At 59.9% G+C, this 26,384-nt stretch carries 22 protein-coding genes; 5 read left to right on the top strand and 17 right to left on the bottom strand.

Features of this window, described 5'->3' with window-relative positions:
- Positions 1-152 precede the first annotated feature (152 nt).
- Positions 153-818 (top strand): sugar O-acetyltransferase, encoded by a 666-nt coding sequence (locus ACKFRX_RS00975; RefSeq protein ID WP_408927990.1) that lies wholly within the window; start codon positions 153-155, stop codon positions 816-818.
- Positions 819-3,086 (top strand): ATP-dependent RNA helicase, encoded by a 2,268-nt coding sequence (locus tag ACKFRX_RS00970; RefSeq protein ID WP_408927989.1) that lies wholly within the window; start codon positions 819-821, stop codon positions 3,084-3,086.
- On the opposite strand, the gene ACKFRX_RS00965 is transcribed toward ACKFRX_RS00970, so the two are convergent.
- Positions 3,087-3,857, bottom strand: coding sequence for a TSUP family transporter (locus ACKFRX_RS00965; protein WP_408919402.1), 771 nt, complete (start codon positions 3,855-3,857; stop codon positions 3,087-3,089).
- A 113-nt stretch (positions 3,858-3,970) separates the two neighbouring features.
- On the opposite strand from ACKFRX_RS00965, the gene ACKFRX_RS00960 reads away from it, so the two are divergent.
- Positions 3,971-5,062, top strand: coding sequence for an AbrB family transcriptional regulator (locus tag ACKFRX_RS00960; RefSeq protein WP_408919403.1), 1,092 nt, complete (start codon positions 3,971-3,973; stop codon positions 5,060-5,062).
- Here the strand turns inward: ACKFRX_RS00960 and ACKFRX_RS00955 are convergent.
- Both ACKFRX_RS00955 and ACKFRX_RS00950 read right to left on the bottom strand, forming a co-directional pair.
- Positions 5,059-6,729, bottom strand: coding sequence for a DUF885 domain-containing protein (locus tag ACKFRX_RS00955; RefSeq protein ID WP_408919404.1), 1,671 nt, complete (start codon positions 6,727-6,729; stop codon positions 5,059-5,061). The genes ACKFRX_RS00960 and ACKFRX_RS00955 overlap by 4 nt on opposite strands.
- Before the next feature lie 69 nt (positions 6,730-6,798).
- Positions 6,799-7,368 (bottom strand): TIGR00730 family Rossman fold protein, encoded by a 570-nt coding sequence (locus ACKFRX_RS00950; protein ID WP_408919405.1) that lies wholly within the window; start codon positions 7,366-7,368, stop codon positions 6,799-6,801.
- Between the two features lie 108 nt (positions 7,369-7,476).
- Between ACKFRX_RS00950 and ACKFRX_RS00945 the strand changes: the two genes are divergently transcribed.
- Positions 7,477-8,610, top strand: coding sequence for an ROK family transcriptional regulator (locus tag ACKFRX_RS00945; RefSeq protein WP_408919406.1), 1,134 nt, complete (start codon positions 7,477-7,479; stop codon positions 8,608-8,610).
- On the opposite strand, the gene ACKFRX_RS00940 is transcribed toward ACKFRX_RS00945, so the two are convergent.
- From ACKFRX_RS00940 to kdpF, 13 genes are all read right to left on the bottom strand, one after another.
- Positions 8,593-9,189: an HAD-IA family hydrolase gene (locus tag ACKFRX_RS00940; RefSeq protein ID WP_408919407.1), complete on the bottom strand. Its 597-nt coding sequence runs from the start codon at positions 9,187-9,189 to the stop codon at positions 8,593-8,595. The genes ACKFRX_RS00945 and ACKFRX_RS00940 overlap by 18 nt on opposite strands.
- Positions 9,190-9,202: 13 nt before the next feature.
- Positions 9,203-9,556, bottom strand: a complete 354-nt coding sequence (locus ACKFRX_RS00935) for a hypothetical protein (RefSeq protein ID WP_408919408.1) — start codon at positions 9,554-9,556, stop codon at positions 9,203-9,205.
- An 82-nt stretch (positions 9,557-9,638) separates the two neighbouring features.
- Positions 9,639-10,136, bottom strand: a complete 498-nt coding sequence (locus ACKFRX_RS00930) for a ferritin (RefSeq protein WP_250409660.1) — start codon at positions 10,134-10,136, stop codon at positions 9,639-9,641.
- Positions 10,137-10,421: 285 nt separating this feature from the next.
- Positions 10,422-11,903: a SulP family inorganic anion transporter gene (locus tag ACKFRX_RS00925; protein WP_408919409.1), complete on the bottom strand. Its 1,482-nt coding sequence runs from the start codon at positions 11,901-11,903 to the stop codon at positions 10,422-10,424.
- A gap of 21 nt (positions 11,904-11,924) precedes the next feature.
- Positions 11,925-12,437, bottom strand: coding sequence for a phosphoribosyltransferase (locus ACKFRX_RS00920; protein WP_005326355.1), 513 nt, complete (start codon positions 12,435-12,437; stop codon positions 11,925-11,927).
- A 73-nt stretch (positions 12,438-12,510) separates the two neighbouring features.
- Complete coding sequence (amn, locus tag ACKFRX_RS00915; protein ID WP_040425539.1) at positions 12,511-13,914, bottom strand: AMP nucleosidase; 1,404 nt, start codon at positions 13,912-13,914, stop codon at positions 12,511-12,513.
- A 233-nt stretch (positions 13,915-14,147) separates the two neighbouring features.
- On the bottom strand, positions 14,148-15,296 hold the full coding sequence (locus ACKFRX_RS00910; RefSeq protein WP_408927988.1) for an MFS transporter: 1,149 nt from the start codon (positions 15,294-15,296) through the stop codon (positions 14,148-14,150).
- Between the two features lie 884 nt (positions 15,297-16,180).
- The gene (locus tag ACKFRX_RS00905; protein WP_408927987.1) at positions 16,181-16,894 is read right to left on the bottom strand and encodes a response regulator; all 714 of its coding nucleotides are present in this window, start codon (positions 16,892-16,894) and stop codon (positions 16,181-16,183) included.
- Entirely contained in the window at positions 16,887-19,481 is a 2,595-nt protein-coding gene (locus ACKFRX_RS00900; protein ID WP_408927986.1) for an ATP-binding protein, read from the bottom strand. The genes ACKFRX_RS00905 and ACKFRX_RS00900 overlap by 8 nt, the downstream gene beginning before the upstream one ends.
- A 12-nt stretch (positions 19,482-19,493) precedes the next feature.
- A complete protein-coding gene (locus tag ACKFRX_RS00895) occupies positions 19,494-20,045 on the bottom strand; it encodes a potassium-transporting ATPase subunit C (RefSeq protein WP_049358996.1) in 552 nt (183 codons plus the stop codon).
- A 17-nt stretch (positions 20,046-20,062) separates the two neighbouring features.
- On the bottom strand, positions 20,063-22,111 hold the full coding sequence (kdpB, locus tag ACKFRX_RS00890) for a potassium-transporting ATPase subunit KdpB (RefSeq protein WP_408927985.1): 2,049 nt from the start codon (positions 22,109-22,111) through the stop codon (positions 20,063-20,065).
- Positions 22,112-22,122: 11 nt separating this feature from the next.
- Positions 22,123-23,838 carry a potassium-transporting ATPase subunit KdpA gene (kdpA, locus tag ACKFRX_RS00885; RefSeq protein ID WP_408927984.1) on the bottom strand — a complete coding sequence of 572 codons (1,716 nt, stop codon included), beginning with the start codon at positions 23,836-23,838 and terminating at the stop codon, positions 22,123-22,125.
- Entirely contained in the window at positions 23,835-23,930 is a 96-nt protein-coding gene (gene kdpF / locus ACKFRX_RS00880) for a K(+)-transporting ATPase subunit F (protein WP_005328272.1), read from the bottom strand. The genes kdpA and kdpF overlap by 4 nt, the downstream gene beginning before the upstream one ends.
- A 536-nt stretch (positions 23,931-24,466) precedes the next feature.
- Here kdpF and ACKFRX_RS00875 point away from each other — a divergent pair.
- A complete protein-coding gene (locus tag ACKFRX_RS00875) occupies positions 24,467-25,456 on the top strand; it encodes a lipase family alpha/beta hydrolase (RefSeq protein ID WP_408927983.1) in 990 nt (329 codons plus the stop codon).
- Here the strand turns inward: ACKFRX_RS00875 and ACKFRX_RS00870 are convergent, their stop codons facing one another.
- Positions 25,457-26,380 (bottom strand): Sir2 family NAD-dependent protein deacetylase, encoded by a 924-nt coding sequence (locus ACKFRX_RS00870; RefSeq protein ID WP_408927982.1) that lies wholly within the window; start codon positions 26,378-26,380, stop codon positions 25,457-25,459.
- Positions 26,381-26,384: the final 4 nt, after the last annotated feature.

Here is a 26,384-nt window from a genome sequence, read left to right as displayed (position 1 = left end):
CGTGGCATGTGGGCTGCCTTGAAGACGCGTCTACCTCGCCACGATCCCCCACCAGGCGGATACGGTTTCCTTGCATCCTGATCACGCTTGTTGGACATAGTCGCAATGGCCCCAAGATCTTAGGGAAAACTAGGGGCGCCTCACCCTCTACAATGACACCCATGGATGAACAGGGGCGGCAGGACTTGGAACGCTACGGCTCATGGGAGCGGATGACCGGTGGGCAGTGGTTCCTGCCGAGCATGCCGGAGGCTAAGGACGAACATCAGCGTACCTTCGGCTTGGTTAAGCAGCTCAACGAACTACAGAATACGGACCAAGAGCGTGCCAAAGGCATCCTGCGCGAGATACTGCCGGAAGAATCAGCGGTGCCGGGCCTGCACGTGCCGTTGAATTTGGAATATGGCTGCAATCTGGTGTGCGGCGAGCGCGTCTTCATTAATTTTGGCGCTACGATCTTGGCCCAGGCCAAGGTGACGCTGGGTGATGGCGTCATGGTGGGCCCCAATTGCTCCCTGATTACGGTGGGGCATCCGGTCAACGATCATGAGATGCGCGCCGGCGGCTGGGAGATAGCCAAGCCCATCGTCATCGGTAATAACACCTGGTTCGGTGCCAATGTCACCGTGCTGCCGGGCATCACGATTGGAAAGAACTGCGTCGTCGGCGCGGGCACGCTTATTACCACCGATATTCCGGATAATTCGCTGGTCCTCGGCACGCCCGGCCGCGTGGTGCGCAAGCTGGAGAATAACGAGGACGCCTGGGAGCGCCAGGATCTCAACGGTCCTGTCGAAGGTTTTGGAGCCGCCAAGTAAATGTTTGATCTCGCTCGCATCGGCGCGGGACTGCCCGTAGCCGAGACCATCGATTCGCTGCCTAGGACCGGAAACGTTGTCATCCAGGCCCCGCCCGGCACGGGTAAGACCACGCTCGTGCCGCCGGCGTTGGCCAATCATGCGGCAGGACGCGGAAAAGTTATTGTCACCGCCCCGCGGCGTGTGGCCGTGCGTGCGGCCGCACACCGCTTGAGCACGCTCAGCGGCACCCCGGACAAGGTCGGCTTTGCCATCCGGGGCGAGTCCCGCAAGGGCAGCGAGGTCGAGTTCGTCACGCCGGGCGTGCTGCTGCGCCGCTTGCTGAAGGATCCGGAGCTCGAGGGCGTTGCCGCCGTTGCCATTGATGAGGTCCACGAGCGCCAGCTCGATACGGATCTGATGCTGGGCATGTGCCTGGAACTAGCCGAGCTACGCGAGGACTTTCGCGTCATCGCCATGTCCGCGACCGTGGATGCGCAGCGCTTTTCCCAGCTCATGGATGCGCCCGTCCACGTGACCGAGGCGGTCACCCATCCGCTCGATATCCACTACGCCCCCATGCTGGGCAGGGCGGCGGGAACGAGGGAGTTTTACGGGGACGTCGCCAAGCAGGCAGCTCGCCAGCAGGAATCCACGCTGGTCTTTGTGCCCGGCGTGCGCGAAGTCAACCTCGTGTGCGATGCCTTAGCAGGCCATAATGTATTTCCCCTGCATGGCAAGCAAACCACCGCGGAGCAAGACGCCGCGCTGTATACCGAGGAACAGCGCATCGTCGTGGCTACCTCTATCGCGGAGTCCTCGCTTACCGTGCCGGGTGTGCGCGTGGTGGTCGATGCCGGGCTCTCCCGCGTTCCCCGGCGCGACGCCCAACGCGGCATGTCCGGGCTAGTGACGGTGTCAACCTCAAAATCGAGTGCCGATCAGCGCGCTGGTCGTGCCGGCCGTGAGGCGCCCGGCACCGTAATCCGCTGCTACTCGCAGGATGATTACCAGCACTTTTCCCCGCATACCACCCCGGAGATTCTGTCCGCGGATCTGACCCAGGCCGCGTTGTTTTTGGACTGTTGGGGCGCGGGCCCGGACTTCCCGTTGCTCGATCCGCCGCCGGCCCAGGCTCTTGCGGCCGCACAGGCGACGCTTCAGCGCATTGGTGCCACGCAGGAGCTCGCCCTCCTGCCCACCGATCCGCGCCTCGGCGCCTCCTTGCTCCGCCACGGCAGCCAGGCCGCGCCCATTATTGCCTCGCTTGCCGACGCCCCCTTAACCCCCAACCTCACCCGTCACCGCCCACCCCACAGGGAGGTCAAGCGGCTCGCCCGCCTCGTCGAGGATCTTGGCCCCGCCGATCCCGGCGAGGTCGTCGCCACTGCCTTTCCCGAGCAGGTGGCCAAGCGCGTGGGCGAGGATTACCTGCTGGCCAGCGGCACCCGCGCCCGCCTGCTCGATAACTCGGGCCTCACCGGCGCCCCGTGGCTCGCCATCGCGGAGGTCTCCCTGTCCAATGCGGGCAATGCCATCATCCGCTCGGCCGCGCGCATCGAGGAGACCGCAGCGCTGGACACTATCGGCGTCACCGAGGAGACCCGCGCCTTCCTGCGCGATGGCCGTGTGCGCGGCGTCAAGGTCAAGGCCGCGGGCGCCATCACCCTTTCTGAAACCCCAGTCAAGGTCACCGGCCCCGCAGCCGAGGAAGCCCTTGCCGCCGGCATCCGCGAGGAAGGTTTGGGGCTTTTCACCTTCAGCGAGAAAGCCCAAAGCTTAAAAGACCGCCTGCGCCACCTGCACGCCCACTACGGTGAGCCGTGGCCCGATGTCGATTCCGCGGATCCCGCCGAGTGGCTCGGGCCCGAATTACATCGCATCGCCGAGGGCACTCCCGCCGCGAAGCTAGACATGTACCCCGCGCTGCAACGCCTACTTCCCTGGCCGGAAGCCACCCACCTGGACGAGCTCGCCCCCGAGCGCCTCCCAGTCCCCTCCGGCCGCGATGCCATAATCGACTGGTCCGGCGATCGCCCCGTGGTCCACATCAAGCTGCAGGAATGCTTTGGACTGGCCGAATCCCCCGAATACTGCGGCCACCGCGTGCAATTCCACCTGCTCTCTCCCGCCGGCCGCCCGCTCGCGGTGACCGATGATCTCGCCAGCTTCTGGTCTGGCCCTTATGCCGGCGTGCGCGCCGATATGCGCGGCCGTTACCCCAAGCACCCCTGGCCCGAGGACCCGTGGAATGCGATTGCTACCGCGCGCACCAAGAATCGGATGTAATTAGCCCCACTGCTGCCAGCCCAGGTAGCAGCTCATGACCACGACCAGGGTAAGCAACGCGTAGCGGATGAATTTGGCCCCGCCACCGAGTACGGTACGTGCACCGAGGAGCGCGCCGGCGATATTGGCTACGCCGAGCACGATGCCGAGCGTCCACCACACGTGCCCGCCAATAATGAACACGACGAGCGCACCGAAGTTGGTAGCTGTATTGACTACCTTGGCCATAGCTGCAGAAGTCAGGAAGTTCTGCGCAAAAATAGAGGTAAAGGCCATGATCAAAAACATTCCGGTACCCGGACCGAAGATGCCATCATAAAAGGAAATGATGCCGGAGAGCACCAAGACCACGACGGTCCGCCACCCACCACGGGTACCGGCCGAATCGCTGCTGCCAAAATCTGGCTTGAAGGCCACGAAGATGCCCACGGCCACCATGAGCACGATGATGATGGGGCGCATGACGTCCTTATCGAGGCTCGAGGCCACGCTGGCCCCCAAGCCGGAGCAGACCAGCGCGATGAGGAGGAACCGCGCCATTTCTGCTTTATCCAGCTTCACCTTGCGCGCAAGCGTTACGGCCGCAGAACCAGTGCCGGTCACCGCGGCAAGCTTGCTGGTACCCAGGGCCGCCGCGGGCGCGAGGCCGGGCAGAACCGCCAGCAGCATCGGAATCAGGATCAATCCGCCACCGCCAATGACCGCATCAACCCACCCCGCGGCCGCGGTACCGAAGAAAAGAATCACCCACTGCGCTACATCGATTTCCATGCCCACGATCATAAATCTTGAACGATGTAAGGTGATAACCCGCCTATCGCCCTCTCCGTAGTAGAGCAGAAAGAGGCACTATACTTTTGTCGCAGCAGAACTAGGAGGCTCGCATGGCCGCACAGCAGGAAGGCGCTGGGCTCAGTGCTCATACCGTGGCACGGTGGGCCATTGTCGTTCCGGCATCGGTCGTACTGGGCTGGCTCTTTAGCCTGTGGCACGTACCCGCGGCCTGGATCTTGGCAGCGATCCTCTCCTCCGGCGCCATGGCGCTTTTTACTGGGGAAGATCTGCGCGTGAACCGCAGTTTTTATAGCATGTCGCGTGGTTTTATCGGCATGATGGCTGCCATTCCGCTGACCGTTGTACCGGTGGGCCACTTGCTTGGCTTCCTGCCTGCCGCCCTGACAATCTCCTTTGTCACACTGATGGTGGGAGTTATCGGCGGCCAACTCTTACACCGCGCGCAGCCAGACGATGTCTCCTCCGAAACCGGTATTTTATCCATGCTGCCGGGTGGTGCTTCGATCATGCCCGCGCTTGCCGACGAACTCGGTGCCGACTTCCGCTACGTCGCCCTTACTCAATACCTGCGCCTATTGGTGGTTTCGGTATCGCTACCGGCCGTGGTCGCCTTATTGGATACGCCCGCCGGCGAGGGAGCGGATCTTTCGGTCGACGGCGAAACCACCTGGTGGATAGTTGCCCTAGTGATCGTTATTGCGTTCTTAGGAGAAAAGGTAGGCAAGTTCCTCCATCTCCCTGCCGCCGCGGTGCTCGGCCCCTTGCTGCTGACGGTCCTAGCCTCCTTCCTGCTGCCGGAGGGCCACACGCTCGAGCCGCTCTACGTCTTTAAGGTGATGGCGTTTTTGTCCATTGGCTGGGTCTGTGGCGGCGGGCTTTCGCTGCCCGCACTCAAGGCCTTTGCCAAGCAATTGCCCGCGACAGTGCTTTTCATCGTGGCCATCATCGGCATCTGCGCGGCCACCGCCTGGCCGCTAACCAAGTGGCTGCATATCACCTACTTCGAGGCCTACCTGGCCACCAGCCCCGGCGCGCTGGAGACCGTTCTCGCGCTCTCAGCCGAGGGCGGAGCCGGGCCCGCGGTCATCGCAGTCCAGCTCACCCGACTCATCGCGGTCCTGGTCGTAGCGGGCTACCTGCCGCAGCTGCTGCGGCTGGCGAAGCGCCTGCTGCGCCGCTAGTTGCCCAGCACGGCCTCACGCAGGACGGACATCGGCACGGAGCCCAGGGCGAGGGCCTCCGAGTGGAACTCGCGCGCGCTCATGCCCTGCTTCTCGGCCTCGGCGCGGGTTTCCTGCCACAGGCGCTGGCCCAGCGCATAGGACGGCGCCTGGCCCGGCCAGCCCAGGTAACGGTTGACCTCAAAGTTGAGGTTGGCATCATCCATAGCGGTGTTTTCACGCATGAAGGTCTTCACGTGCGCCTTGTCCCACACGCCGGAGGTCGAGCAATCCGGCAACTGCTTGCCCAAGTGCAATCCGATGTCCACGACCACGCGGGCAGCGCGCAGGCGCTGCGCATCCAACATGCCCATGCGGAAGCCCGGATCATCCATGTATCCCAGCTCGGCCATGAGCTGCTCGGCGTAGAGCGCCCAGCCTTCGCCGTGGCCGGAGTTCCACGTCACGGCGCGGCGCCACAGATTGAGATCCTCCTGCACCAGCGCGGAGCCGAGCTGCAGGTGGTGTCCCGGCACACCCTCGTGGTGGACGGTGGTCAGTTCCTGCCAGGTGTGGAAGGTGTCCTGGCCTTCCGGCACGGACCACCACATGCGGCCCGGGCGGGAGAAGTCATCGCTCGGCGGGGTATAGAAGATGCCGCCGGTGCCGGCCGGATCGATGCAGCACTCGATCTCTTCTACTTCCTCCGGAATATCGAATTCCTTGCCGTTGAGCTCAGCAATGACGCCATCGGCGGTGGACTGCATCCACTCCACCAGCGCATCGGTGCCGCGCAGGGTATAGCGATCCTCGTGGTTGAGCTTGCGCATCGCCGAACGCACCGAGCACTCAGAGCCGTAGAGCTCGTGGGCAATCTTTTCCTGCTCCGCGCGCAGGCTGCGCACCTGGTCCAGGCCCCATTCATAGGCCTCGTCGAGGTTGACGGCATCGCCGACAAAGAGCTTGGAAAAGCGCTCGTAGCGCTCGCGACCCACGGCGTCCTTGGTGGGTGCCTGGGGCTGCAGGTCATTGGAGAGCCAATCGGAGAACTCGCCAAAGGCTTCCTTGGCCTGCTGCACCTCGGCGCAGTCGGCGTCGAGGCCGAGGGACTCGAGCATCGAGTCGGCGTCGGCAAGCCGCTCGCACTGCACAATAACCTCGGAGATCTGGCGGTGTGGTGCCACCATGCCGTGGGAGGCTGCCTCTTCCAGGGAGCTGCGGTAGCCGGCCAGGGAGGTCTTCACCTTGGACAGGCGGGAGCGAATGGCATCGCGGTCCTCGTCCGTGTCCTGCGGCATAAGCAGCAGGGTATCGCGGATGGTCTGGACCGGGGAGGCGATGTTATTCAGGCAGCGCACATCCTCGCTGTGGTGGTGCAGATCTAGTTCAAGGCAAAGGCGATCGCGCAGGACGGCCGCGGTGACATAGTCCACGTCATCAAAGTCATCCTCATCATCAGACTCATCGGTGGTGTCATCCAGGGCATCCAAGTCCGCCACCATTTCACGGGTGCGGTCTGCAATGGCGGTAAAGTACTCGGGGGAGAAATCCTGCAATTCGCCCTCGTAGCCGTCAATGCCCCACGCGGTGGCATCGGTGGGGGAAAGCTCGGCTAGGTCGTGAACGAAGTTATCGCACGAAGCGTCCAGTAGAGAGGGCTGGCGCTTAGCGGTCTGCTCAGAACTCATAACGAGGAAGTCTATCCCTAAGTATCGCCTATAGGCCACCCAGGCGGGCCGAAGTTGCGAACTTGTTAACTAATCGTTGTCCCACTTTGTTCCGGGGTAGCTCCAGCTGCTGAATTTATCCAGGATATCCTGCGGTTTCTCTTCCATCACCAAGGCATCGACAAAACGCGGCAAGATGAAGCCGGACTCGGCCATGGCGGCGTACATGGCATGGAACGGGCGCCAAAAGTCCTCCGTATTAACTAGGCCTACCGGGCCGCGGATGTGGCCCAGCTGCTGCAGGGTGAGCACCTCGGTGAGCTCTTCGAGGGTGCCGACGCCGCCGGGGAGGCAAATATAGGCGTCGGCAAGCTGCTCCATGCGGGTCTTGCGCTCGGCCATGGAGCCGACCACCTCGAGGGTGGTCAGGCCGGGGTGGGAAATCTCCAGATCCACCAGGGACTGCGGCATCACGCCGGTGACGGTACCGCCGGCGGCCAGGCAGGCCTCTGCCACCTCGCGCATCAAGCCGATATTGCCGCCGCCGTAGACCAAGGTGAGACCGCGTCGGGCCAGCTCCGTACCCAATTCCTGTGCCGCCTGCGTATAGGCCGGGGAGTTTCCTGTTGCTGAACCACAATAAACCGCTACTGACTGCATGCTCTCCAGCATAGATATCTGCGCGCCCACCACCACCGTTAGACCATTCGGTACACGGTGAGTTTATGAGATTAGACAAAGCAGTCTGGAATATTTATACTTCTTTTTATGATCAAACCTGGCCCAGTGTTCACGCGTCCCCGCACACCGGCCGCAAAGTGCCTTCATTTGGTGCGCCTGAACCCGATCATCACCCGGAGCGAGCTGGTGGAAGCCACCGGACTTTCCCAGCCCACCATCACGCGCGCTACTACTTCCCTACTCAACGCGGGCCTCATCCAGGAACGCACCGACCTCACCCAGTCCCGCGGGCGCGGCCGGCCCACCGTGCCGCTTGAGGCGGCCGATAATGACTGGGCGCTCGGCGGCATCGCCGTGGGCACCAAACAGACCTACATCGGCCTCTATGACACCAAAGGCCGCACCCTGAGCGAAGAGGAATTGACCACGCCGGTGGCAAACCTCAGCGAAGATGACTTCCTCGAGCACATCATGGCCGGCATCAACCGCATGATGACCAGCCTGAACCACCGCTTGGTCTCCCTCGGCGTGACCACCTCCGGCACGGTGGATGATAACGGCCTGGTCACCGCGGAAAACCTCAATTGGCACGGCGTGGACATTGCCGAGCGCCTGCGCTTCCAGTTCGGCGTACCCGTGGTGGTCTCCTCCGCCATCCCGGCCATCCTCGGCTCCGAAACCCAAGCGGCCGAGATTGGCACCAGCGAGCGCGTCCTGGTGCTCTTCGCGGACGATTCCATCGGCTCCGCCCTCTCCGTGGAGGACGAGGTCAGCCCCATTATTCCCGTGCCTGCGACTCACTCCGAGCTGCTGGGCCACGGCACCTCCGAGCACCTGCTGGCCACCCAGCACATCCTGGAGGCGGTACGCCACGAGGGCGTGGAGGCAGCCTCGCTTGCCGACGCCGCCCAGGTAGCCAACTCCCACCCCGCCGTCCGTGCCATTTTGGACGAGCGCGCCCGCCAGTTGGGCGCCATCGCTACGGAACTGGTCAAGGCTCACTCCCCGGCCACCGTGGTCATCGCCGGCGGCGCGTTTACTGATGACCCACAGGCCCCCAAGCAATTCGCCGCGACCGTCCGCGCCTCCGCGGGCGATGAGCTGCAGCTGCGCATGATTCCCGGCCATAAGGAGATTGTCCGCGCGGTAGCCCGCACCGTGGCCACCGATCAGCTCCTGCGCCAACCGCTGGAGCTGGGCCGCTCACTCCAGTGTGCTTAGCACCTCGCGTACCGAGTCGATGCCGCGAAAGAGATGCGCATTGAGCCCGCAGTAGCTAGCGCCCTCCACGTAGTCGACGCGGTCATCAAAAAAGTGCGTATCCTTCGGCTGCGCGGAGAGCGCATCCACGGCTACGCGATAGGCCTCCGGGTGCGGCTTGGCCACGCCAATATCGCAGCTAAAAGTCACCGCCGCACAGTCCTCTAGCCACGTCTGCTTCTTTCGCACCTGGCCCGCCAGCGTGGTGGGGATATTGGATAAGATGCCCACACTATAGCCTTCCCCGATAAGCCCCTTGACCAGCGCCACCATCTCCGGATCCGCCTCCAGGAGGCCACTGTTTTCGCACGCTACCGCCTCCGCGACGGGAACCTCCCCCAGCCCGGCGCGGGCCGCTACCTCGTTCCAATAGTGACTATCACTAAAGATGCCGGCATCGTAGTCCGGCCGATAAAACCCGTAGGCCTCCCGCATCGCCTCCACATCTGGCGGCGCGAGGAGGCGCTCCAAGTCCGCATGGCTTTCTGGGGTGGCCGGGCGCATGAGCACGCCGTACATATCAAAGAGGAGTTTGGGCATAACAGGTGCCAGTTTATGCGCGCTTCGGCGCTTGGGTCAGCACGGCCACGATTCCCACGCCCGCACCAGCGACAAAGAGAGGCAGCATCGCAGGAGCCTGGTCCATGGACAAAGCGAAGATGCCGCCGATGGCGCCGAGGAGCAGCATGCCGCCGAGGCTATAGAGCGAGCGTGTGACTACCCCACGCTTGCCGGCGACGCCATAAACCAGCAGCGCGAGCCCGGCGAATGGGCCGAGCATCAGCGCCGCGGTGGTCAAAAATACCCCCAAGGCCACGTGCGTGGACATGATTGCCGCTCCTACGATGAGAAAGAGCGCCAGAACTAACAGGCTTATGGCGCACAAAGCCTTGCGTTGCGTTGACATAGAAACAATCCTCCCACCGCACCGCAGTGCCGTGGGAGGATTGCTCTAAATCTTGATGGGTTTGTTATTCACCCACGCGGGCTTAAGCGCCGCCTTCGGTGCGACCAGCCAGGCGCTCATCGATGCGCAGTAGGCCAGAACCATCATTGCCCACCAGCTTGATCTGGTCCAGAATCTCAGAAACGGTAGCCTCTTCTTCCACCTGCTCGCTCAGGAACCAGTCAACGAGCTGGCGGGATTCCAGATCCTGTGCGTCTAGCGCCGCGCGAGCGATGGTGCGGATCTCCTCGGAGACCTTCTGCTCGTGCTCCAGGGAAGCCTGGAAAGCATCCTGCGGGTTAGCAGCCTTCACGGAACCAACCGGGATGTCAGTGAGCTCTACGCGATAACCGCGGGAGAGCAAGTGGTCCGCAATCTTCTCGGCATGCACGCGCTCTTCAGCGGCTTGGCCCATAAACCAATCGCGCATACCCGGGAAGGAGAGGTTGTCCATCTCGAAGGCCAGCTGGGTATAGACCATGGAAGCGCCGTACTCGCTAATGACCTGGTTATTCAGGAGGGTTTGCAGTTTCTCGTCCATCGTAAAAACCTTTCTGTGCAGGGAAATCAATAAGTGCTAAACACTACACTACCGAAGATTCTCCCGTGATCCAGCAAGGCCTACTTAAGTAAACTTGCACGTCATTATGCTTTTTTAGATTGGATAACCTAAGTTAGCCAAGACAAAGCTAGCCCCCAAGCGCGGGCAAAGTTCCCCTAAGAACTCGAGGTCATCGCGGATACTCTGCTTTTATCCCGACGCGAGTCCGCGGCCAGTTCGGCATCTACTACTTGAGCCTTCGCACCCTAGGCTAAAAATGTGATGTTAATCACCCAAGCGGCCGCTCAGGCGATTCAGGCGCTGCGCGCTCGCCCCTTCCAGGCCACGGAACTCTACTTCGATGCCACGCTCGGCGTATTTCTTCTGCACCGCATCCAGCGTCGCCACGGTGGAGGCGTCCCATACCTCGGCCTTGCTCATATCAATCACCACGCGCTGGGTATCCAGCGTGTAATCAAAGGCATAGACCAAATCATTGGAGGAGGCGAAGAAGAGCTGGCCGCGCACCGCATACTCGGCATCGCCTACGTGCTCCACCTCCACCAGGTGGGCCACGCGGCGGGCAAAGCCGATCGAGGCTGCCACCACGCCGAGCACCACGCCCACCGCCAAGTTATGCGTGGCCAGCGTGCCTACCACCGTCACCAGCATCACGAGCGTTTCTGATAGCGGCATGAGCTTCAGAGTGCGAGGGCTAACCGAATGCCAATCCACCGTCGTTGCGGCCACGATGATCATCACCGCCACCAGGGCGGCCATCGGAATGCGACCGACGGTCTCGCCAAAGAGCAGGCAGAGGATGAGGAGGAAGACGCCCGCGAGGAACGTCGACAAGCGCGTGCGCGCCTGGGATGCCTTCACGCCGATCATGGTCTGGCCAATCATGGCGCACACGCCCATGCCGCCAATGGCCGCGGCGAGGATATTGCCCACGCCCTGGCCAAAGGACTCGCGCGTCTTATCGGAGTGGGTATCCGTAATGTCATCGACCAGCTTAGCCGTCAGCAGCGATTCCATCAGGCCCACCAATGCCATGCCAAAGGCATAGGGCGCAATCAGCTGCAGGGTATCTAGATTCCACGGAATATCCGGCACGAAAAGCCCCGGCAGCGAGGTAGGCAGCTCGCCCTGGTCCGCCACATCGGGCACCTTCCACCCGGCCGCCACCGCAATAATGCTGACCACCAGAATGGTAATCAGCGGGGCGGGAATCACCGTGGTCAGCCGCGGCAGCCCCAGCATGATGGCCAGGCCAATAGCCACCAGCAGATACACCATCCACGGCACATCAATAAGGTGCGGCAACTGCGTAGTAAACATCATGATGCCCAGCGCATTGACGAACCCCGTCATCACCGAGCGCGGGATAAAGCGCATGAGCTTAGCGACGCCCACCGCGGCCAACACCACCTGCATAATTCCCGCCAACAACACTGCGGCGACCACATAATCATGCCCATGCTCATGCGCGAGCGGTGAGACAACGAGTGCCACCGCACCGGCCGCGGCGGAAATCATCGCCGGCCTGCCGCCAGTAAAGGCGATAGCTATGGCCATCACCACGGAGGAAAACAATCCCACCCGCGGGTCCAAGCCCGCAAGGATGGAAAAGCTTAAGACCTCCGGGATCAAAGCAAGCGCCACCGCGAGTCCGCCAAAGACTTCCTTGCGCAGCCGCGCAGGCGAGGAAAATGCATAACGGAAACTGGCGATGACGCCGGTAGGAGCAGGCTGTTCTTTAATCACGCCTGCACATCCTAGTAGACTTTAGGAGCCTTCCTTAAAGGAGCCGTCCGCAGTGATGACCGGCAGCACGGACCAGGCGAAGTTGATCCACTGATCGGTCTTCTTCCACGAAAAGTCCGGTTCAAAGATGGTCTTCGGCTTGGTATAAATGACGGCCGAGCGCACCTCGTCTGCGGTTTCCTTAAGCAGATTTACCACCAGATCCAGGGTCTTTCCGGAATCCGCGACGTCATCGACGACCAATACCTTCTTGCCCTTCAGCGAATCCGTGTCCAGTTGCGGGGACAAGATGATCGGCTCCTCCAGGGTCTGTCCGATATCGGTATAGAACTCCACATTGATAGCACCCATGGCCTTGACACCGATGGCATAACCAATAGCACCGGCTGGGATCAGGCCGCCGCGGGCGACGCCCACGATGAGGTCAGGGAACCAACCAGATTCCACAATCTGTTCCGACAGGTTACGGCTCGCCTCGCCGAAGACCTCCCAGGTGAGGTTTTCCCGGTCCGGGTGGATCCAATTTTCAGTCACGATTGTGTGGCTCCTTTTGCGTCATGGGATTTCTTTGTAGTTTAACGAGCATTGCCTGCCAAAGAAAAGGCACCTACCGGAATGGAACCTCACCCAAAGTCCGGCGCAGCTTGCGCGTGCGCAGGCGCTCCGGATTTTCGGCTAGATGCTCCATCGCACGCACCGCGCACATCACGTGAGCTTCCTTCGAGTTGGAGTAGAAGGCCTGTGCCTGGGCCGGCAGCTTCGGCACCGCGTGCAGCGGCAGGTCAGAGACCGAAAGGAGTGTGCCGTAGGGAACGCGGTAGCGATAGCCATTGGCCGCGAGCGTGCAGGATTCCATATCTACAGCCACCGCGGTGGAGGTACGCAGCCACTCCCACAGATCCCGGTTAGTGCGCCACTCCCAATTGCGATCATCGGTGGAGAGCACCGTACCGGTTCGCATGAGCGAATTATCGTCGCCGTAAACCGCCTTCACCGCAGACTCGAGCATGCGCTGTACCTCCGGAATCGCCGGGATGGGAGAGGTCGCCGCAACCTTTTGGTCCAAGATGTGGTCATTGCGCTGGTAGGCATTGCCCAAAATCAAATCCCCGATGCGCATGCGCCCATCCATGCCAGCGCAGTGGCCGATCATGATCCAGGCCTCCGGCCGCAGCACCGCCAAGCAATCCGTAATGGTTTTGGCATTCGAGGGGCCTACGCCGATATTGATCATCGTGATGCCATCACCACCGGCAGTAATCAGATCAAAGCGCGGCATTTGGTACCGAGAGGTCAAGGTCAGACCATCCACATCGAGGTCCACCGCATCGTTGGGGTGGATGGTCTCCCCATTGGGCAGCACCAAGGCGGTATAGCGCGAGTCTTCCCTGGTTAGCTCGCGCAAACCAAATTTCACAAACTCGGTGGTGTGCATCGCGTAGTTAGTAAACAAAATGTATTTCTGCACCGTATCGACCTCGATGCCGGTGTAATGCTCAATGCGTGCACACGCGATATCAAAGCGCTGGGCGCCAAAATGAAAAAGCGGCTTTTCCGCACCGTGGAAGGCATCCCATTCGCCATCAATGATTGCATCATTGACCTCATCCAGCGTCGGACGCGGAATAGGCCCGCGTTCCTGCGGGGCTTTCCTTGTGTCCTTGATGTACTCCGGTGGAATGCGCTGGTCGGATTGGCCAACAAAGATATCGCACGGATAATTCCCCGCCAAACGAGTCAGCTGCTCGTGCAGGTAGTCCCGAATGATGTGCGGCTTGGAGATTACCGCCGAGTACTTGCCGGCCTCGTTAACGTAGCCGAAGGGCTCGGAACGATCGATCGGCTGCCATTTGCGGATATCCACCGTGACCTTGGGATAAACCACATAGCGATAGTCATCAAGGTTTCCTGATTCCAAAGTCTTGCGCGCGAGCTCGCAGGAATTCTCGTAAATCTCGATCAGGCGGTTTACCGCCTCATCAACGGAGTGGACATGCTGCAGATCGGTCATAAGCGCGAGTGTAGCGGGGACTTCGCAGCGCGGCAGCGGTCCGCGCATTTCATTATTCTTTTCCGCGGTAACTTCAGTGATACCAATACTGACATGATTTACTGCGAGAAAATCAAAGACCTAGGATCAGCCCTTTTAGCTGCTAAGAGTGTCAAAGCAAAGGTCTCAAAGGGAATGCGACGAAGAGCTCGACTATGTCAATTCGGGCATCGTCCCATCAATCCGAAGTATTCCTAATTCACATTGTCCCCAGTATGAGAGCGAGAAGAGGCACTAGCCCCAATACTGCAGACGATTCCTACTAGGACTGCACCTAATGCTCCTAACAGGATTCCCGTGGAGGAGGGCAACAGTAATCCACCCGCTGCGGAGCCGACTGCCGAGCCAAGGTAGTTCGCAGATGCATTAGCAGCAACAGCAGTCGCCCCTTCATCAGGGTTTGCACTGAGCATCGAATGCTGCTGCGGTGCCATAGACGACCACCCCAAAAGCCCCCAAGCAAAAAGACACACCACTGCCACCACGTGGCTCGAAGGGAAGAGCAGCAGTAGAGCGAAATCAGTCACGAGTAATGCAATGATAGTGACCGTTAGTTTGCGTGAACTATTAACCTTGTCAAGCACCCTCCCAATCCCAAAAGCACCCACTGCCCCGCCGATACCCCAGACCCACATGCCAGCAATGGTGTCTACCTGCACACGATCAAGCACTACAAGAATATAGGTGTACAACCCCAGCGAACCCACTCCCACAAAGAAAGTAACTAAGGTCGTCAGGAAGTTATCCACTCGGCCGATGACTCGGAGTCGCTGCCCCAACGAGGAGGAGGGCACAGCTGGTACCACACTCGCTTTGCGCAATGCTAGACCCGCTAACGCCACTATTCCAATGGCCGAGACCAAACCGATGGTAGCCCTCCAGCCTAGCTGTTTAGCTACCCCCAATCCCACCGGTACGCCCACGACAGTTCCCACCGCTAAGCCAGCCAGCACCATAGACAGTGCGCGCCCGCGATACTTTGCTGGGACAGACATCCCCGCTACGGCTGAGGACAACGGCGAGTAAATTCCCGCTGCCGCACCTGCGATTAAGCGCGACACGAGAAAAACGCTCACTGTAGGCGAGACTGCAGTCACGACATTCGCCAAAGAAAACACAGCAACAGCTCCAAGCAGACCACTCCGCGGATCTTTGCCTGCCCTACCCGAGAACAGCGGACCAGATATTGCGTACGCGCCGGTGAAGGCGGTAACGCCCAAGCCGATCACACTGCCACTTGTACCCAAGTCGTTTGCAATCTGTGATAGCAGCCCAGCGATAACATATGCGTCCAATCCGAGCGCTACACTGCCCAAAACTAACGGCCACAGCTGTTTAAGCATTCGAAATCACCATATCGAGCAAACCAGGGAACCGTTCGTCTAGATCGCCTCTGCGCAAAGAGATAACACAAGTTCGTCCCTGGCTTCTTGTCCACGTCACACCGGCTTCACGCAGCTGCCGAGTGTGGTAGGTCAGGGTAGATCGAGGCAGGTCATCAGCGAGCGTCAAACTATCGTGCTCCTGACCGTCTGCCAGGCGCCTAACCATCTCTAACCGGATGGGATCACTTACCGCAGCCAGAACACGGACGAATTCAAGGTCCTCGGTGGCCGGATGCTCATACTTTCGTGGGCTCATCACAACTCCAATCGTGCAAGAATTCCTGAACGATCGACCACAGTAAGCTACCCGAGAGATTCGTGCAAGATTTCTTGCACGAATGCAGGTGCGCAGATAAAGCCCCACCCAGACAGCGATAAATGAACACCGGAGTCTTGAGGAGCTCTATTTTTAGATACCAAGCTTTCAACCCCAGACGTCTCTAATTCATAACCTTCAACGTTGGCACAATAAATCGAGCCAAGTTTATGAAAGTAGAGAGCCCTATTCCTTCTTCTAACGGTGCGTACAACGTAGCTTGATTTAATAGACCCTTCTACCCAAAAATATGCTCGAAGGTTCTTTGGTCAGGAAAGCATGACAGACACCGTCACCCCTTCAGGGAAAAGCAACTAATCTGCAGCACCAGAAATGATTTAGAGAACGAACAATCGCTGGTGACCAGTTGAAATATTTAGTTCTCACGCGCTTGCAGTTGGTTAAATGCGCAGGGCACACCGAAGCCCTCGACGCATAAGCGTTATGGATACCAACTCGCACCCCTCCACTGCACAGAATTGCCACTGCAAGAGTAGTTCCCTGCAGAAAATGACGTCAGCTACTCCTAGACTCCTGGGGAGGTAACAAAGCGGTATCCCAATCCAGGTTCAGTAAGCAGATATTGGGGATCAGAGGGATCGGTTTCCAGTTTGCGGCGCAGCTGCGAGGTGTAGATGCGCAGGTAGTGGCTTTGCCCTTCGAAGCCCGGGCCCCAAATCTCTGCGAGCAGATCTTCTTTGCGCACCAAACCGCCGTGGGCACGCAGCAGCGTCGTAAGCACGCCCCACTCAGTGGGGGTCAGGTGAAGGGGCTTTCCTGCCTTGGTGATGGAGTGTCGAGGGACGTCGATAAGCACATCGCCCGCCCGCACCATCGTGGCTTCCCGCTGGGCAGATGGATGCTGGGGGCTGCCATGCCGCAAAGCCACGCGCACACGGGCCAAGAGCTCTTCCATGGAAAAGGGTTTGGTCACATAATCGTCAGCACCGCGATCTAGAGCCGAGGCACTAAAAAGGGGATCGGACCGGGCCGTAAGAATCAGAACGGGGATTGCTGACCATCCACGAATCCCATCGAGGACCTCCCGCCCATCCATATCCGGCAGACCCATATCCAAAATCACCACATCGGGCTGGTGCAGGGAAACCACCTGCAGACCCTCCGCCCCAGTGCTGGATGCATACACCTCGTATCCTCGCGCCTTAAAGTTAATGCTCAAGGTGGTGAGCAAACGCGGATCATCATCCACAATGACAATCGTGGCCTTTTTATCAGTCATGGCTTTTCTCCTCCCGCAGCGGGAAACTCAGGATAAAGGTCGCTCCTGGGGTGGCCTCTACGGTGATAGTACCGGCCATGGCCTCCACAAATCCGCGAACGACGGAGAGGCCTAAACCTACCCCGTTGTCATTGCTGGTATCTCCCAAACGCTGAAAAGCTTGGAAAAGCTCTCGCTGCTTTTCCGGTGAAATTCCCGGCCCCTCATCACTCACGCTCAGCTCCACGCGCTCATCCCTAACCTGCGCATCAACGTTGACTGGTCCGCTCGGCGCGTAACGTAAAGCGTTATCGAATAGATTCGCCAGCACACGTTCAAGCAAAACGCTATCCGCGCAACAGGTGCAGCCGCGGAGTCCAGAACCAATATGAATGCGACCAAGTTGGTCCTTGCTATGTCCAAAGGCACAGGAGGCAATAGCTCGATTGGCTACCTCATATAGTTCCACAGTATCCCGGCGTGCGGTTACTGCTCCTGCGCTCAAGCGCGAGTGGTCCAATAGGTTGGTCACGAGCAACGTGAGTTGATCGATGCTAGCCGCAGTTTCCGCCAGCAGTACTTGTTGGTCCTCTGGACTGAATTCGATTTCGGAGTTCTGCAAAGATGACACAGCCAGCTTGGCCGTTGCTAGGGGCGTGCGCAGATCGTGGCTCACGCTCGATAGCAACGCACGACGCAATTCATCAGCGGCAGCAATGGCATCGGCACGTGCGGCCTCAGCCGAAAGCTTGTCGCGGCGCACGATGCCGGCTAGGTAGCCGGCCACAACTGCCACCAAAGCACGGTCGCGGGCGGACAACGCTGGGCCCTCCATCACAATCTGCACCGTAGTGTCCTCGCTGGAGACCAACGTTTCTACCTCACGTTTATGAGTCTTAGCGGGGATATGCAGGTGTTTACTCTGCCGGGGCGAGGCCGCCGAAGCGTGCCAGGTAGACAGTACGTCCCCGGAGGCGTCAAGAAGCACAGCCTTATGGCAGCCGAAAGTTTCTCCTAGCTTGCGAAGCACTACATCGATGGGAGATACGTCCGCACGGCGGTTAAGGGCTGCGCGGGAAAAGACCGTCAAGAGCTCAGCATCGCGCGTGGCAATGGCCGCATTATGGCGCTCTATCTTGGTGCGTCGCACCTGTAGGCCAACGGCCAGGGCAATGGCTACCATGACCACGAGGATGACAGCGTTAGCTGGCTCAGCAATATCGAAGGTGTACAGGGGTTCGGTAAAGAACCAATTGACCGCCAAGCCTGAGGCACACGCAATAATTACCGCGGGCCACAGGCCAGCGAGCATGCTTACGAGAAGGATCAGCGCAAAGTAAAAAGCGGAACACGTGCCTGTTCCCAAAGCTGAGCCGTCGATGCCTTGCAACAGTGCGGTCAAAGCGACGAAAGCGACAGCCGCGCCCACCCAAGACACCGCCCGGCGCGGAAGGGAATGCAATGGTCGCAGCAGTGGTGAAAGAGGCGAGGGCTTATCAGACGGAAGATTAACAATGTGACAATCAATCTTGCCTGAATCCCGCAACACGGCCTCAGCAACGGTGCCGCGCCAGTGCAGGCCTAAGCGACGCCGTGGTGAAACCCCCAGGACCAACTGGGTGGCGTTAACGCTGCGGGCAAAATTAAGCAGCGCTTCTGGCACCGAGTCACCGGTGACCTGATGCAAACGGGCACCCACGTCCTGAGCCAAGGATTGTAATTTGGACAGTTGTTGAGCGGAACCTGCAACAGAAGATTCACCGGAAGAAAAGGAGTCCCCAAAAATTACGTGGACGACATGTAGCTCGGCTGAGGATTTGGATGCGATGCGGCGCCCGCGGCGAATGAGCAGTTCTGCGTGCGCGACGTTCTGAATGGCCACAACCACCCGTTCCCGCGCTTCCCAGGTATCGGTAATGTCCTGCTCAGAACGGTAGGATGCGAGAGCCTCATCAACCTGGTCCGCCAACCACAACAGGGCAAGCTCCCGCAATGCAGTCAGATTGCCCACCCTAAAATAATTATTCAAGGCTGGGGCAATGCGCGCTTCTTTATAGACTTGGCCATCCCTCAAGCGGGTGCGTAAGAGCTGCGGGGATACATCCACCAACTCGATCTCGTTCGCCGCACGCACCACCTCGTCTGGCACCGTCTCCTGCGGGGAAATACCGGTGATCTGGTTTATTACGTCATTGAGGCTTTCAAGGTGCTGGATGTTCAGGGTAGAAATCACATCGATTCCTGCGGCTAGGAGTTCCTCTACGTCCTCCCAGCGCTTAGCGTGTTCCTCACCGCGCGGATTGGAATGGGCAAATTCATCGACCAGAACGGTTTCCGGCTGGCGCGAGATGATGGCTGCAGTATCGAGTTCTCCGGTAGATAGCCCGGCGGCGTAGCGCCGCGGGATGGTCTCAAGGCCATCACACAGCGCCCGAGTGAATTCGCGCCCATGATCTTCCACGATGCCAATGACCACATCGCGGCCGGCCAGCACAAGGCCGTGCGCCTCGTTGAGCATTGCACAGGTCTTACCAGACCCAGGCGCCGCGCCGAGGTAGATCTTCAAAGCGCCACGCTTGGTGCGCGCCGGAACTTTCTTGTCGTTCATATGGCACTCATCTTATGAGCAGGACGGGGGATTGGGCAGCGCTCGGTTGAGAGTAGTGACGTTGACTGCGTCTTCGCCCAGGAACCCGAGGCTGGCATGCTCCGTGTTGTCCTCGATGAGGCTTCGCACCTCTTCGGTGCTCATCCCCTGCTCTCGTGCGACACGCGGAGCCTGTAGTTCAGCGTACGCAGGGCTAATGCCAGAGTCGACACCAGAGCCGGAACCGGTTACCGCATCGGTGGGAACATCTTCTGGGGCGGCGCCTTCGCGCTTGGCGATGTCCCCGCGCCGCTCCTGCACGGCTTTTTCTAGCTCGGAGCTACTAGCGCCGTAATTGCTCATGCCTTCGGAACGGGGGAAGAAGTACGGGCCTTCGGTCTGGCCATCTTGGAGCTGGGTCGAGCCAGCTAGGCACTCACCTTGGTAAATGAGGTTGCCCTCGGCGGAGTCCGGCTTGATGCGGGAGATTCCCCACACGGCAGCGGGATAGATCATTCCTAGTGCGACAACGCACAATAGTACGGCTACGAATCCAGCGGCGAGGTTACGAAAATAGACACGCATTTTTGGTCCTTCTTTTTCTATATACCTGGAAGCAGGTTGACTACCTGGTCAATGAGCCAGATGCCTAGGAATGGGGTGATAACGCCGCCCAGGCCCCAGATGCCCAGGTTACGGCGGAGCAGGGACGAAGCAGAGGCCGGCTTATAGGCCACGCCCTTGAGCGCCAATGGGATAAGAGCAACGATGATGAGCGCGTTGAATACGACTGCAGACACAATGGCGGATTGCGGCGAGTGCAGGTGCATCACGTTGAGGCGCTCAAGGTGCGGAAGCTGGGTAGAAAACAGGGCCGGCAAGATGGCGAAGTACTTCGCTAAGTCATTGGCCAAAGAGAAGGTGGTGAGCGCCCCACGGGTGATGAGCAACTGCTTGCCAATGCGCACGACATCGATAAGTTTGGTCGGATCAGAATCCAAGTCCACCATGTTGGCGGCTTCTTTCGCTGCAGAGGTACCAGTATTCATGGCCACGCCCACGTCCGCCTGCGCCAGCGCCGGCGCATCGTTGGTACCGTCACCGGTCATAGCGACCATGCGGCCGTGCGCCTGCTCCTCGCGGATCCTGGCCAGCTTGTCTTCTGGGGTGGCCTCCGCGATGTAATCGTCGACGCCTGCCTCTTGAGCAATGGCCGCTGCCGTCAACGGGTTATCGCCGGTCACCATGATGGTTTTGATGCCCATCTGGCGCAGTTCGGCGAAGCGCTCCGCCATGCCCGGCTTGACGACGTCACTGAGCTGCACCACCGCAATAACCCTGCGGGTGCCGTCGGATTCTTCCACAGCAACGGGCAGCGGGGTTCCACCACCTTCAGCAATCTGGGTCACGGAGTCTTCAATTTCTTGCGGCCAGTGGCCACCCGCCTCGGTTACCCACCGGCGTACAGCATCGCCGGCGCCTTTACGCAGCTTTCGGCCTCTGAGGTCAAGCCCAGACATGCGGGTAGAAGCGCTAAATGGAATGACCTCAGCGGTCTTTTCTTCCTCTCCTGCTGCGGTAGAAAGGTGGTAGTTTTCAGTCAACCACGACACGATGGAGCGCCCCTCCGGGGTCTCATCGGCAACCGAAGCAACGCGGGCTATCTCCGCAGCTTCCTGCTCATCGACACCGCGCGCAACGATAAGCCCGGTAGCCTGCCGGTTGCCATAGGTGATGGTGCCGGTTTTATCCATGAGTAGGGTCGCTACGTCTCCCGCCGCCTCCACCGCGCGTCCGGACGTAGCCAGAACATTGTGGTGCACGAGGCGGTTCATTCCCGCGATTCCCACTGCGGATAGCAGGGCAGCGATGGTGGTTGGGATGAGGCAGACCAACAGGGCCACCAGCGAGAGCGGGGAGAGCTCCGCGCCGGTAAACAACCCCATTGGGGCCAGTGCGGTAACCGCAATGAGGAAGAGGATAGTCAAGGTAGACAGGAGGATGCTCAGCGCGATCTCATTCGGGGTCTTGCGGCGCTCCGCCCCCTCCACCAAGGCAATCATCGTATCGACGAAGGTTGATCCCGGCTCCGAGGTGATCTGTACCAGGATGGAATCAGACAAGACCACGGTACCGCCGGTCACAGCACAGCGATCTCCACCGGCCTCGCGAACCACGGGAGCAGACTCGCCGGTAATGGCAGATTCATCGACGGTTGCCGCGCCTTCAATGACGTCACCGTCGCCTGGGATAGTCTCTCCGGCTTCCACGCGCACGATAGCGCCCTTGGTGAGCTCAGAAGCGGCGATGACCTCGATGCCGCCATCGGTGACTAGGTTCGCGGTGGCGTCATCGCGCACGGCGCGCAAGCTATCCGCTTGGGCTTTACCGCGGCCTTCGGCATATGCCTCAGCAAACGCGGCGAACGCAATGGTAAACCACAACCATACGGTCACCACCCAGCCATAAACGCTGGGGCTAAAGATGGACCACAGGGTAGTCAGCGCGGCGCCTACCCACACCACGAACATGACGGGGTTGCGGGCTTGGGCGAGCGGGGACATCTTGTGCGGCAACGATTTAAACGCTGCCGCAGCCAACCCACTGTTTTTGGTGGCAGAGCGCTGAGGAGTGCGTTGCTCAGTGGTCATAGTTGATGTTGTCATGAGAGTGCCTCCGAAATGGGACCCAAGGTAAGAACGGGGAAGAAGGTAAGGGCGGCGACCAACACAATGACGCCGATGGTAAGCAGCGCGAAGGTCACGCCGGACGTCGGCAAGCTGCCGGCGGTAGTGGCCTGCCGGCGTTGACCGGCTAGGCTGCCCGCCAAGTACAGGGTGAAAACGATGGGGAGGAAGCGGCCCAGCAGCATGGCGATACCGAGGGTGACTTGCCACCAGGGCTCGGTTACCGTCAGGCCCGCGAAGGCCGAGCCGTTATTATTCGACGCCGAGGTAAAGGCATAGAGCACCTCGGAGAGACCGTGCGCGTTATCCGGGGTTCCCGGCGCGCCGTAGTTGGTCGCGGAAAGCTCTACCAGCTTGCGCTGAGCCACCGATGCGCCCACGCCTACCAGGACGAGGACCGGCATGGTGAGGATGTACAGGCTCACCGCGGAGATTTCCTTGCGGCCGACCTTATTGCCCATGAACTCCGGTGTGCGCCCAACGAGCAGGCCGCCGATAAATACGGCGAGAATTGCTACCATCAGCAGACCGTAGAGACCCGTGCCCACGCCGCCTGGTGCAATTTCGCCCAGGAGCATATTGAGGATCAACAAGCCACCACCCAATGGTGAGTAGCTATCGTGCATCGAATCGACCGCGCCGGTAGAAGTGCCCGTGGTAGACACCGCAAAGAGTGCGGAAGCGTCAATACCTAGGCGCTGTTCGATGCCCTCCAAGTTGCCGCCAGCTGCCTGAGCTGCCGCACCGGTGGTAGTGTGCTGTGCCCATACCACCAAGGCAACCATAATGGTCCAAATGCCGCCGATGACGCCAAGCAGGGTCCAGGCATGCTTCTGCGATTTCAGCATTACCCCATAGGCACGGATAAAGCAGAAAGAGATAACCAGCAAGGAAAAAATTTCTACCAGGTTGGTAAAACCAGTGGGGTTCTCAAAAGGGTGCGCCGAGTTGGCACCGAAGATGCCACCACCATTGGTTCCCAGCAGTTTAATTGCCTCCTGGCTAGCTACCGGAGCGCGCGGAATATCCACGCCCGCGGAGCTCACCAGGTTGGACCCGAAGGTTTGCATGGTTCCGCCCAAGATGAGGACGAAGGAAATCAGTAAAGAAAGCGGTAAGAGAATGCGCACCAAACCGCGGGTGAGGTCAACCCAGAAATTTCCGATGAGGCGCTGTCCGCTCTCAGAGCCCAGCTTGTCACGGCTATATCCCAAGTGACCGATACCGCGAATGAGCGCAACCGCCACACACATGCCGACAGCCGCGGAGGCAAAGTTCTGGACGGTCAGGCCAAGCATCTGCGCAGCATTGGTCAGAGTTTCTTCGCCCGAATAGGACTGCCAGTTGGTATTGGACACGAATGACGCCGCGGTATTAAACGCCATCCACGGTTCCACCGCTGCGGAGCGGGAATTGCCAAAGCTAGGCACAACGGTTTGTAGGCGCTGCACCGCGTAAAGAACGAGTACGGATGCCAAGCTGAAACCAAGCAATGCACGGCTGTAATTCTTGCTGTTATGCCCGCGGTTTGGGTCAACGCGCAGGACCTTATACACCGCACGCTCTATCGCCCAGTCCTTGTCAGAGGTGTAGCTGCGTGCGATCCAATTGCCCAAAGGAACATATGCCGCCGCGAGCAAGACGACGAGGGCGAGGAACTGCGGTAACACCGCCCCAATGCCGGCGATCATGCGAAACGCTCCGGATCAACTAAGGAAATGATGAGGTAGGTCACCAACGCCACAACAATGACGAGGCCAATGACCGCTGTAATGGTGTTCATGGTTATGCATCACCGTCCAGAAGCTCGTTGAGGACGGAGGGACAGCCAACCGTCAGGATGGCTATCAGGATTGCCACAATGTCTAACATGTGGGAAACCCCCTTGTGCGAGTGAAACTTTCCTGTGCCTGACAGGTATGCCTGCCAGGTGCCGGTACCAAGGCAGCACCTGCTAAGCACAAACGTTAGGACCACAGCCCCGCTGCCCTAGGCAATCTTTGCGCTATCTTTACGCCTCCCGCTCGCAATTTTTATATTTCCTTTACACCCCTTTTTGCGCCACCTTTTCTTCAGGCCGGGAACCGCCCTTTATCCACAACGAAGGCCCGCCGACAGCACATCGGCGGGCCTTCTCCCCATGACTAATCTCTCGGTGCCCAAGGAGGGAGTGGAGCGCACCCTCCTGCAAGCACCGCCCGTGATTAGGCAAGCCTAAGTTTATAAACCTTTCGTAGGATGGTCAAGGGTTTGCCCATAAATTTCTTCACCGCTGATAAAAACACAGTTAACCTGCAATAACGAGTACAATCCGGAACCATGGCTGAGTTGAAATCCACCATTTCCGAGCAACTCCGCAAATTCTGGCGTGCCAATGAGAAGGAATTGACCGATTCCCCGCGTCGCGGCATCGCCTCCCCTGCCGAGGCCACGGCACTGCGCGAGGAGGTCGCGGCCGAGATTGCGGACCTCATCAAAGCGCAGAAGGTCAAGACCAGCCCCGGCGATACCGCCCTCGACGCCGATGCCGCCGCTACCCTTCCCCTTGGTGCCCGCATTAAACCGCGCGGCGTCTTTGAAGATGACTGGGGCGCGCGTCCCACTGCGGAGCGGCCCTGGCCGGTCATCCTCATCCACGGCACCTGCGATACCAAAGGCGTATGGCAGCTCCTAGGTAATGAACTGCGCCAAGACGGCTGGGCCGTCTTCGCCCCCGATTATGGACACCGCGCCACCCAACCCCTTGCAGAATCCGCCCAGCAACTCGATGCTTATATCCGCACCGTGCGCATGGCCACCGGCGCGGACAAGGTCATCCTCATCGGCCACTCGCAAGGCGGGCTGCTTGCCCGCTATTGGATGCGGATGATTGGCGGCGCCGAAAACGTCCTGCACCTGATGTGCATTAGCGCGCCGAATCATGGGACCACCTATGGTGGCATCGTCAGCCGCCTCATTCGTACCCCGCGCCAAGAGGCGGTAATGCGCTCCGTCATCGATGGCTGGTTTGGACCAGCGGGAATGGACCAAATTGTCGGCAGCGAAGCCCTACGCGAGGCCAATCGCGATGGCGACTTGGAATCAGGAGTGAGCTATACCTGCATTGCCACCCGGTCTGATGCCGTCGTGGTTCCACCCGAAACCTGCTTCCTCGACCCCCGCGGCGTCGCAGAGGGCACCGTGCGAAATATTTACGTCCAAGACTTCGACCGCCGAGCAGTGGTCATGCACGAGGATATGCCGATGGACAAGCGCGTCCACGCCATCGTGCGCACCATCTTGGAATTAGTAGAGACTATCCCACGCTAGTTAGAGCTCCAGCTCATCAAGCACCGCGTCAAAAGCCGAACCCACCTGCGTGCGCCACAGCGTATCCACTTTCTTATCACCCCGGCCGGGCCCGCCATTGATGACGGCCACGCGCTTGCCCTGTTTCTTTGCCTCCAGCACAAAGCGATACCCGCTCATTACCGCCAGCGAAGACCCAGCAACCAGCAGCGAGCGCGCCTGTCCTAACACGGCGAAAGCGGCATCGCGGCGCTCGAGCGGCACGGGCTCGCCAAAGTAGACCACGTCCGGCTTCAACAATTCAGAACCACACCGCTCGCATCCGGCCATGCGAAACGCCGCCACGTCGGATTCATCCAGGGTCACGTCACCGTCCGGGTTCACTTGGTCCGCCTCCACGACGAGGCGCTCCAAGTACCCCGGGTTCGCTGCGGCTAGGCGCGCATCGAAGTGCGGCCGCGCCTCCCGCTGCCCGCACATTAAGCACACGACGGTTTCCATATCGCCATGCAGCGCAACCAGGTTCATGGTTCCTGCCTGTTTATGCAGGCCGTCTACGTTTTGCGTGACCACACCATTGACCAGCCCGGCGCGCTCTAATTCCACGAGCGCATAGTGCGTGCGGTTCGGCACCGCGGAATCCATGACCCGCCACCCCACAAAGCTACGGGCCCAATACCTATGGCTCGCGGCCGGGTCGTGGCGAAACTCCTGATAGGTCATCGGCCGGTGCCTACTAAGCGAGCCGCGCGGGCCCCGATAATCCGGCACGCCCGACTCCGTCGACACTCCGGCCCCCGTTAGCACCATTACCGGACCCTCGCGCAGCTGCTTGACGACGTCCCCTAAAGCCCGCCCTGGCTCCGTATGCGGCGCCGATTCCTCTACCACTCGGGTGATCGAGCGCAGCGCGGACTGGTGAGCAAGGGAGACGGCTGGATCCATGCTC

It is taken from the genome of Corynebacterium tuberculostearicum (genome assembly GCF_046097465.1).
GTDB lineage: Bacteria > Actinomycetota > Actinomycetes > Mycobacteriales > Mycobacteriaceae > Corynebacterium > Corynebacterium tuberculostearicum_I.
Note: the sequence above shows the minus strand (reverse complement) of the source record. Positions and strands in the feature narration are given on the sequence as shown.

Bases quoted from the DNA above. Each gene is read 5' to 3' on its own strand.
- ACKFRX_RS00975 (WP_408927990.1), top strand. From the start codon at position 153: ATGACACCCATGGATGAACAGGGGCGGCAGGACTTGGAACGCTACGGC.
- ACKFRX_RS00970 (WP_408927989.1), top strand. From the start codon at position 819: ATGTTTGATCTCGCTCGCATCGGCGCGGGACTGCCCGTAGCCGAGACC.
- ACKFRX_RS00965 (WP_408919402.1), bottom strand. From the start codon at position 3,857: ATGGAAATCGATGTAGCGCAGTGGGTGATTCTTTTCTTCGGTACCGCG.
- ACKFRX_RS00960 (WP_408919403.1), top strand. From the start codon at position 3,971: ATGGCCGCACAGCAGGAAGGCGCTGGGCTCAGTGCTCATACCGTGGCA.
- ACKFRX_RS00955 (WP_408919404.1), bottom strand. From the start codon at position 6,729: ATGAGTTCTGAGCAGACCGCTAAGCGCCAGCCCTCTCTACTGGACGCT.
- ACKFRX_RS00950 (WP_408919405.1), bottom strand. From the start codon at position 7,368: ATGCAGTCAGTAGCGGTTTATTGTGGTTCAGCAACAGGAAACTCCCCG.
- ACKFRX_RS00945 (WP_408919406.1), top strand. From the start codon at position 7,477: ATGATCAAACCTGGCCCAGTGTTCACGCGTCCCCGCACACCGGCCGCA.
- ACKFRX_RS00940 (WP_408919407.1), bottom strand. From the start codon at position 9,189: ATGCCCAAACTCCTCTTTGATATGTACGGCGTGCTCATGCGCCCGGCC.
- ACKFRX_RS00935 (WP_408919408.1), bottom strand. From the start codon at position 9,556: ATGTCAACGCAACGCAAGGCTTTGTGCGCCATAAGCCTGTTAGTTCTG.
- ACKFRX_RS00930 (WP_250409660.1), bottom strand. From the start codon at position 10,136: ATGGACGAGAAACTGCAAACCCTCCTGAATAACCAGGTCATTAGCGAG.
- amn (WP_040425539.1), bottom strand. From the start codon at position 13,914: ATGACCGATCTGCAGCATGTCCACTCCGTTGATGAGGCGGTAAACCGC.
- ACKFRX_RS00910 (WP_408927988.1), bottom strand. From the start codon at position 15,296: ATGCTTAAACAGCTGTGGCCGTTAGTTTTGGGCAGTGTAGCGCTCGGA.
- ACKFRX_RS00905 (WP_408927987.1), bottom strand. From the start codon at position 16,894: ATGACTGATAAAAAGGCCACGATTGTCATTGTGGATGATGATCCGCGT.
- ACKFRX_RS00900 (WP_408927986.1), bottom strand. From the start codon at position 19,481: ATGAACGACAAGAAAGTTCCGGCGCGCACCAAGCGTGGCGCTTTGAAG.
- ACKFRX_RS00895 (WP_049358996.1), bottom strand. From the start codon at position 20,045: ATGCGTGTCTATTTTCGTAACCTCGCCGCTGGATTCGTAGCCGTACTA.
- kdpB (WP_408927985.1), bottom strand. From the start codon at position 22,111: ATGACCACTGAGCAACGCACTCCTCAGCGCTCTGCCACCAAAAACAGT.
- kdpA (WP_408927984.1), bottom strand. From the start codon at position 23,838: ATGATCGCCGGCATTGGGGCGGTGTTACCGCAGTTCCTCGCCCTCGTC.
- kdpF (WP_005328272.1), bottom strand. From the start codon at position 23,930: ATGAACACCATTACAGCGGTCATTGGCCTCGTCATTGTTGTGGCGTTG.
- ACKFRX_RS00875 (WP_408927983.1), top strand. From the start codon at position 24,467: ATGGCTGAGTTGAAATCCACCATTTCCGAGCAACTCCGCAAATTCTGG.
- ACKFRX_RS00870 (WP_408927982.1), bottom strand. From the start codon at position 26,380: ATGGATCCAGCCGTCTCCCTTGCTCACCAGTCCGCGCTGCGCTCGATC.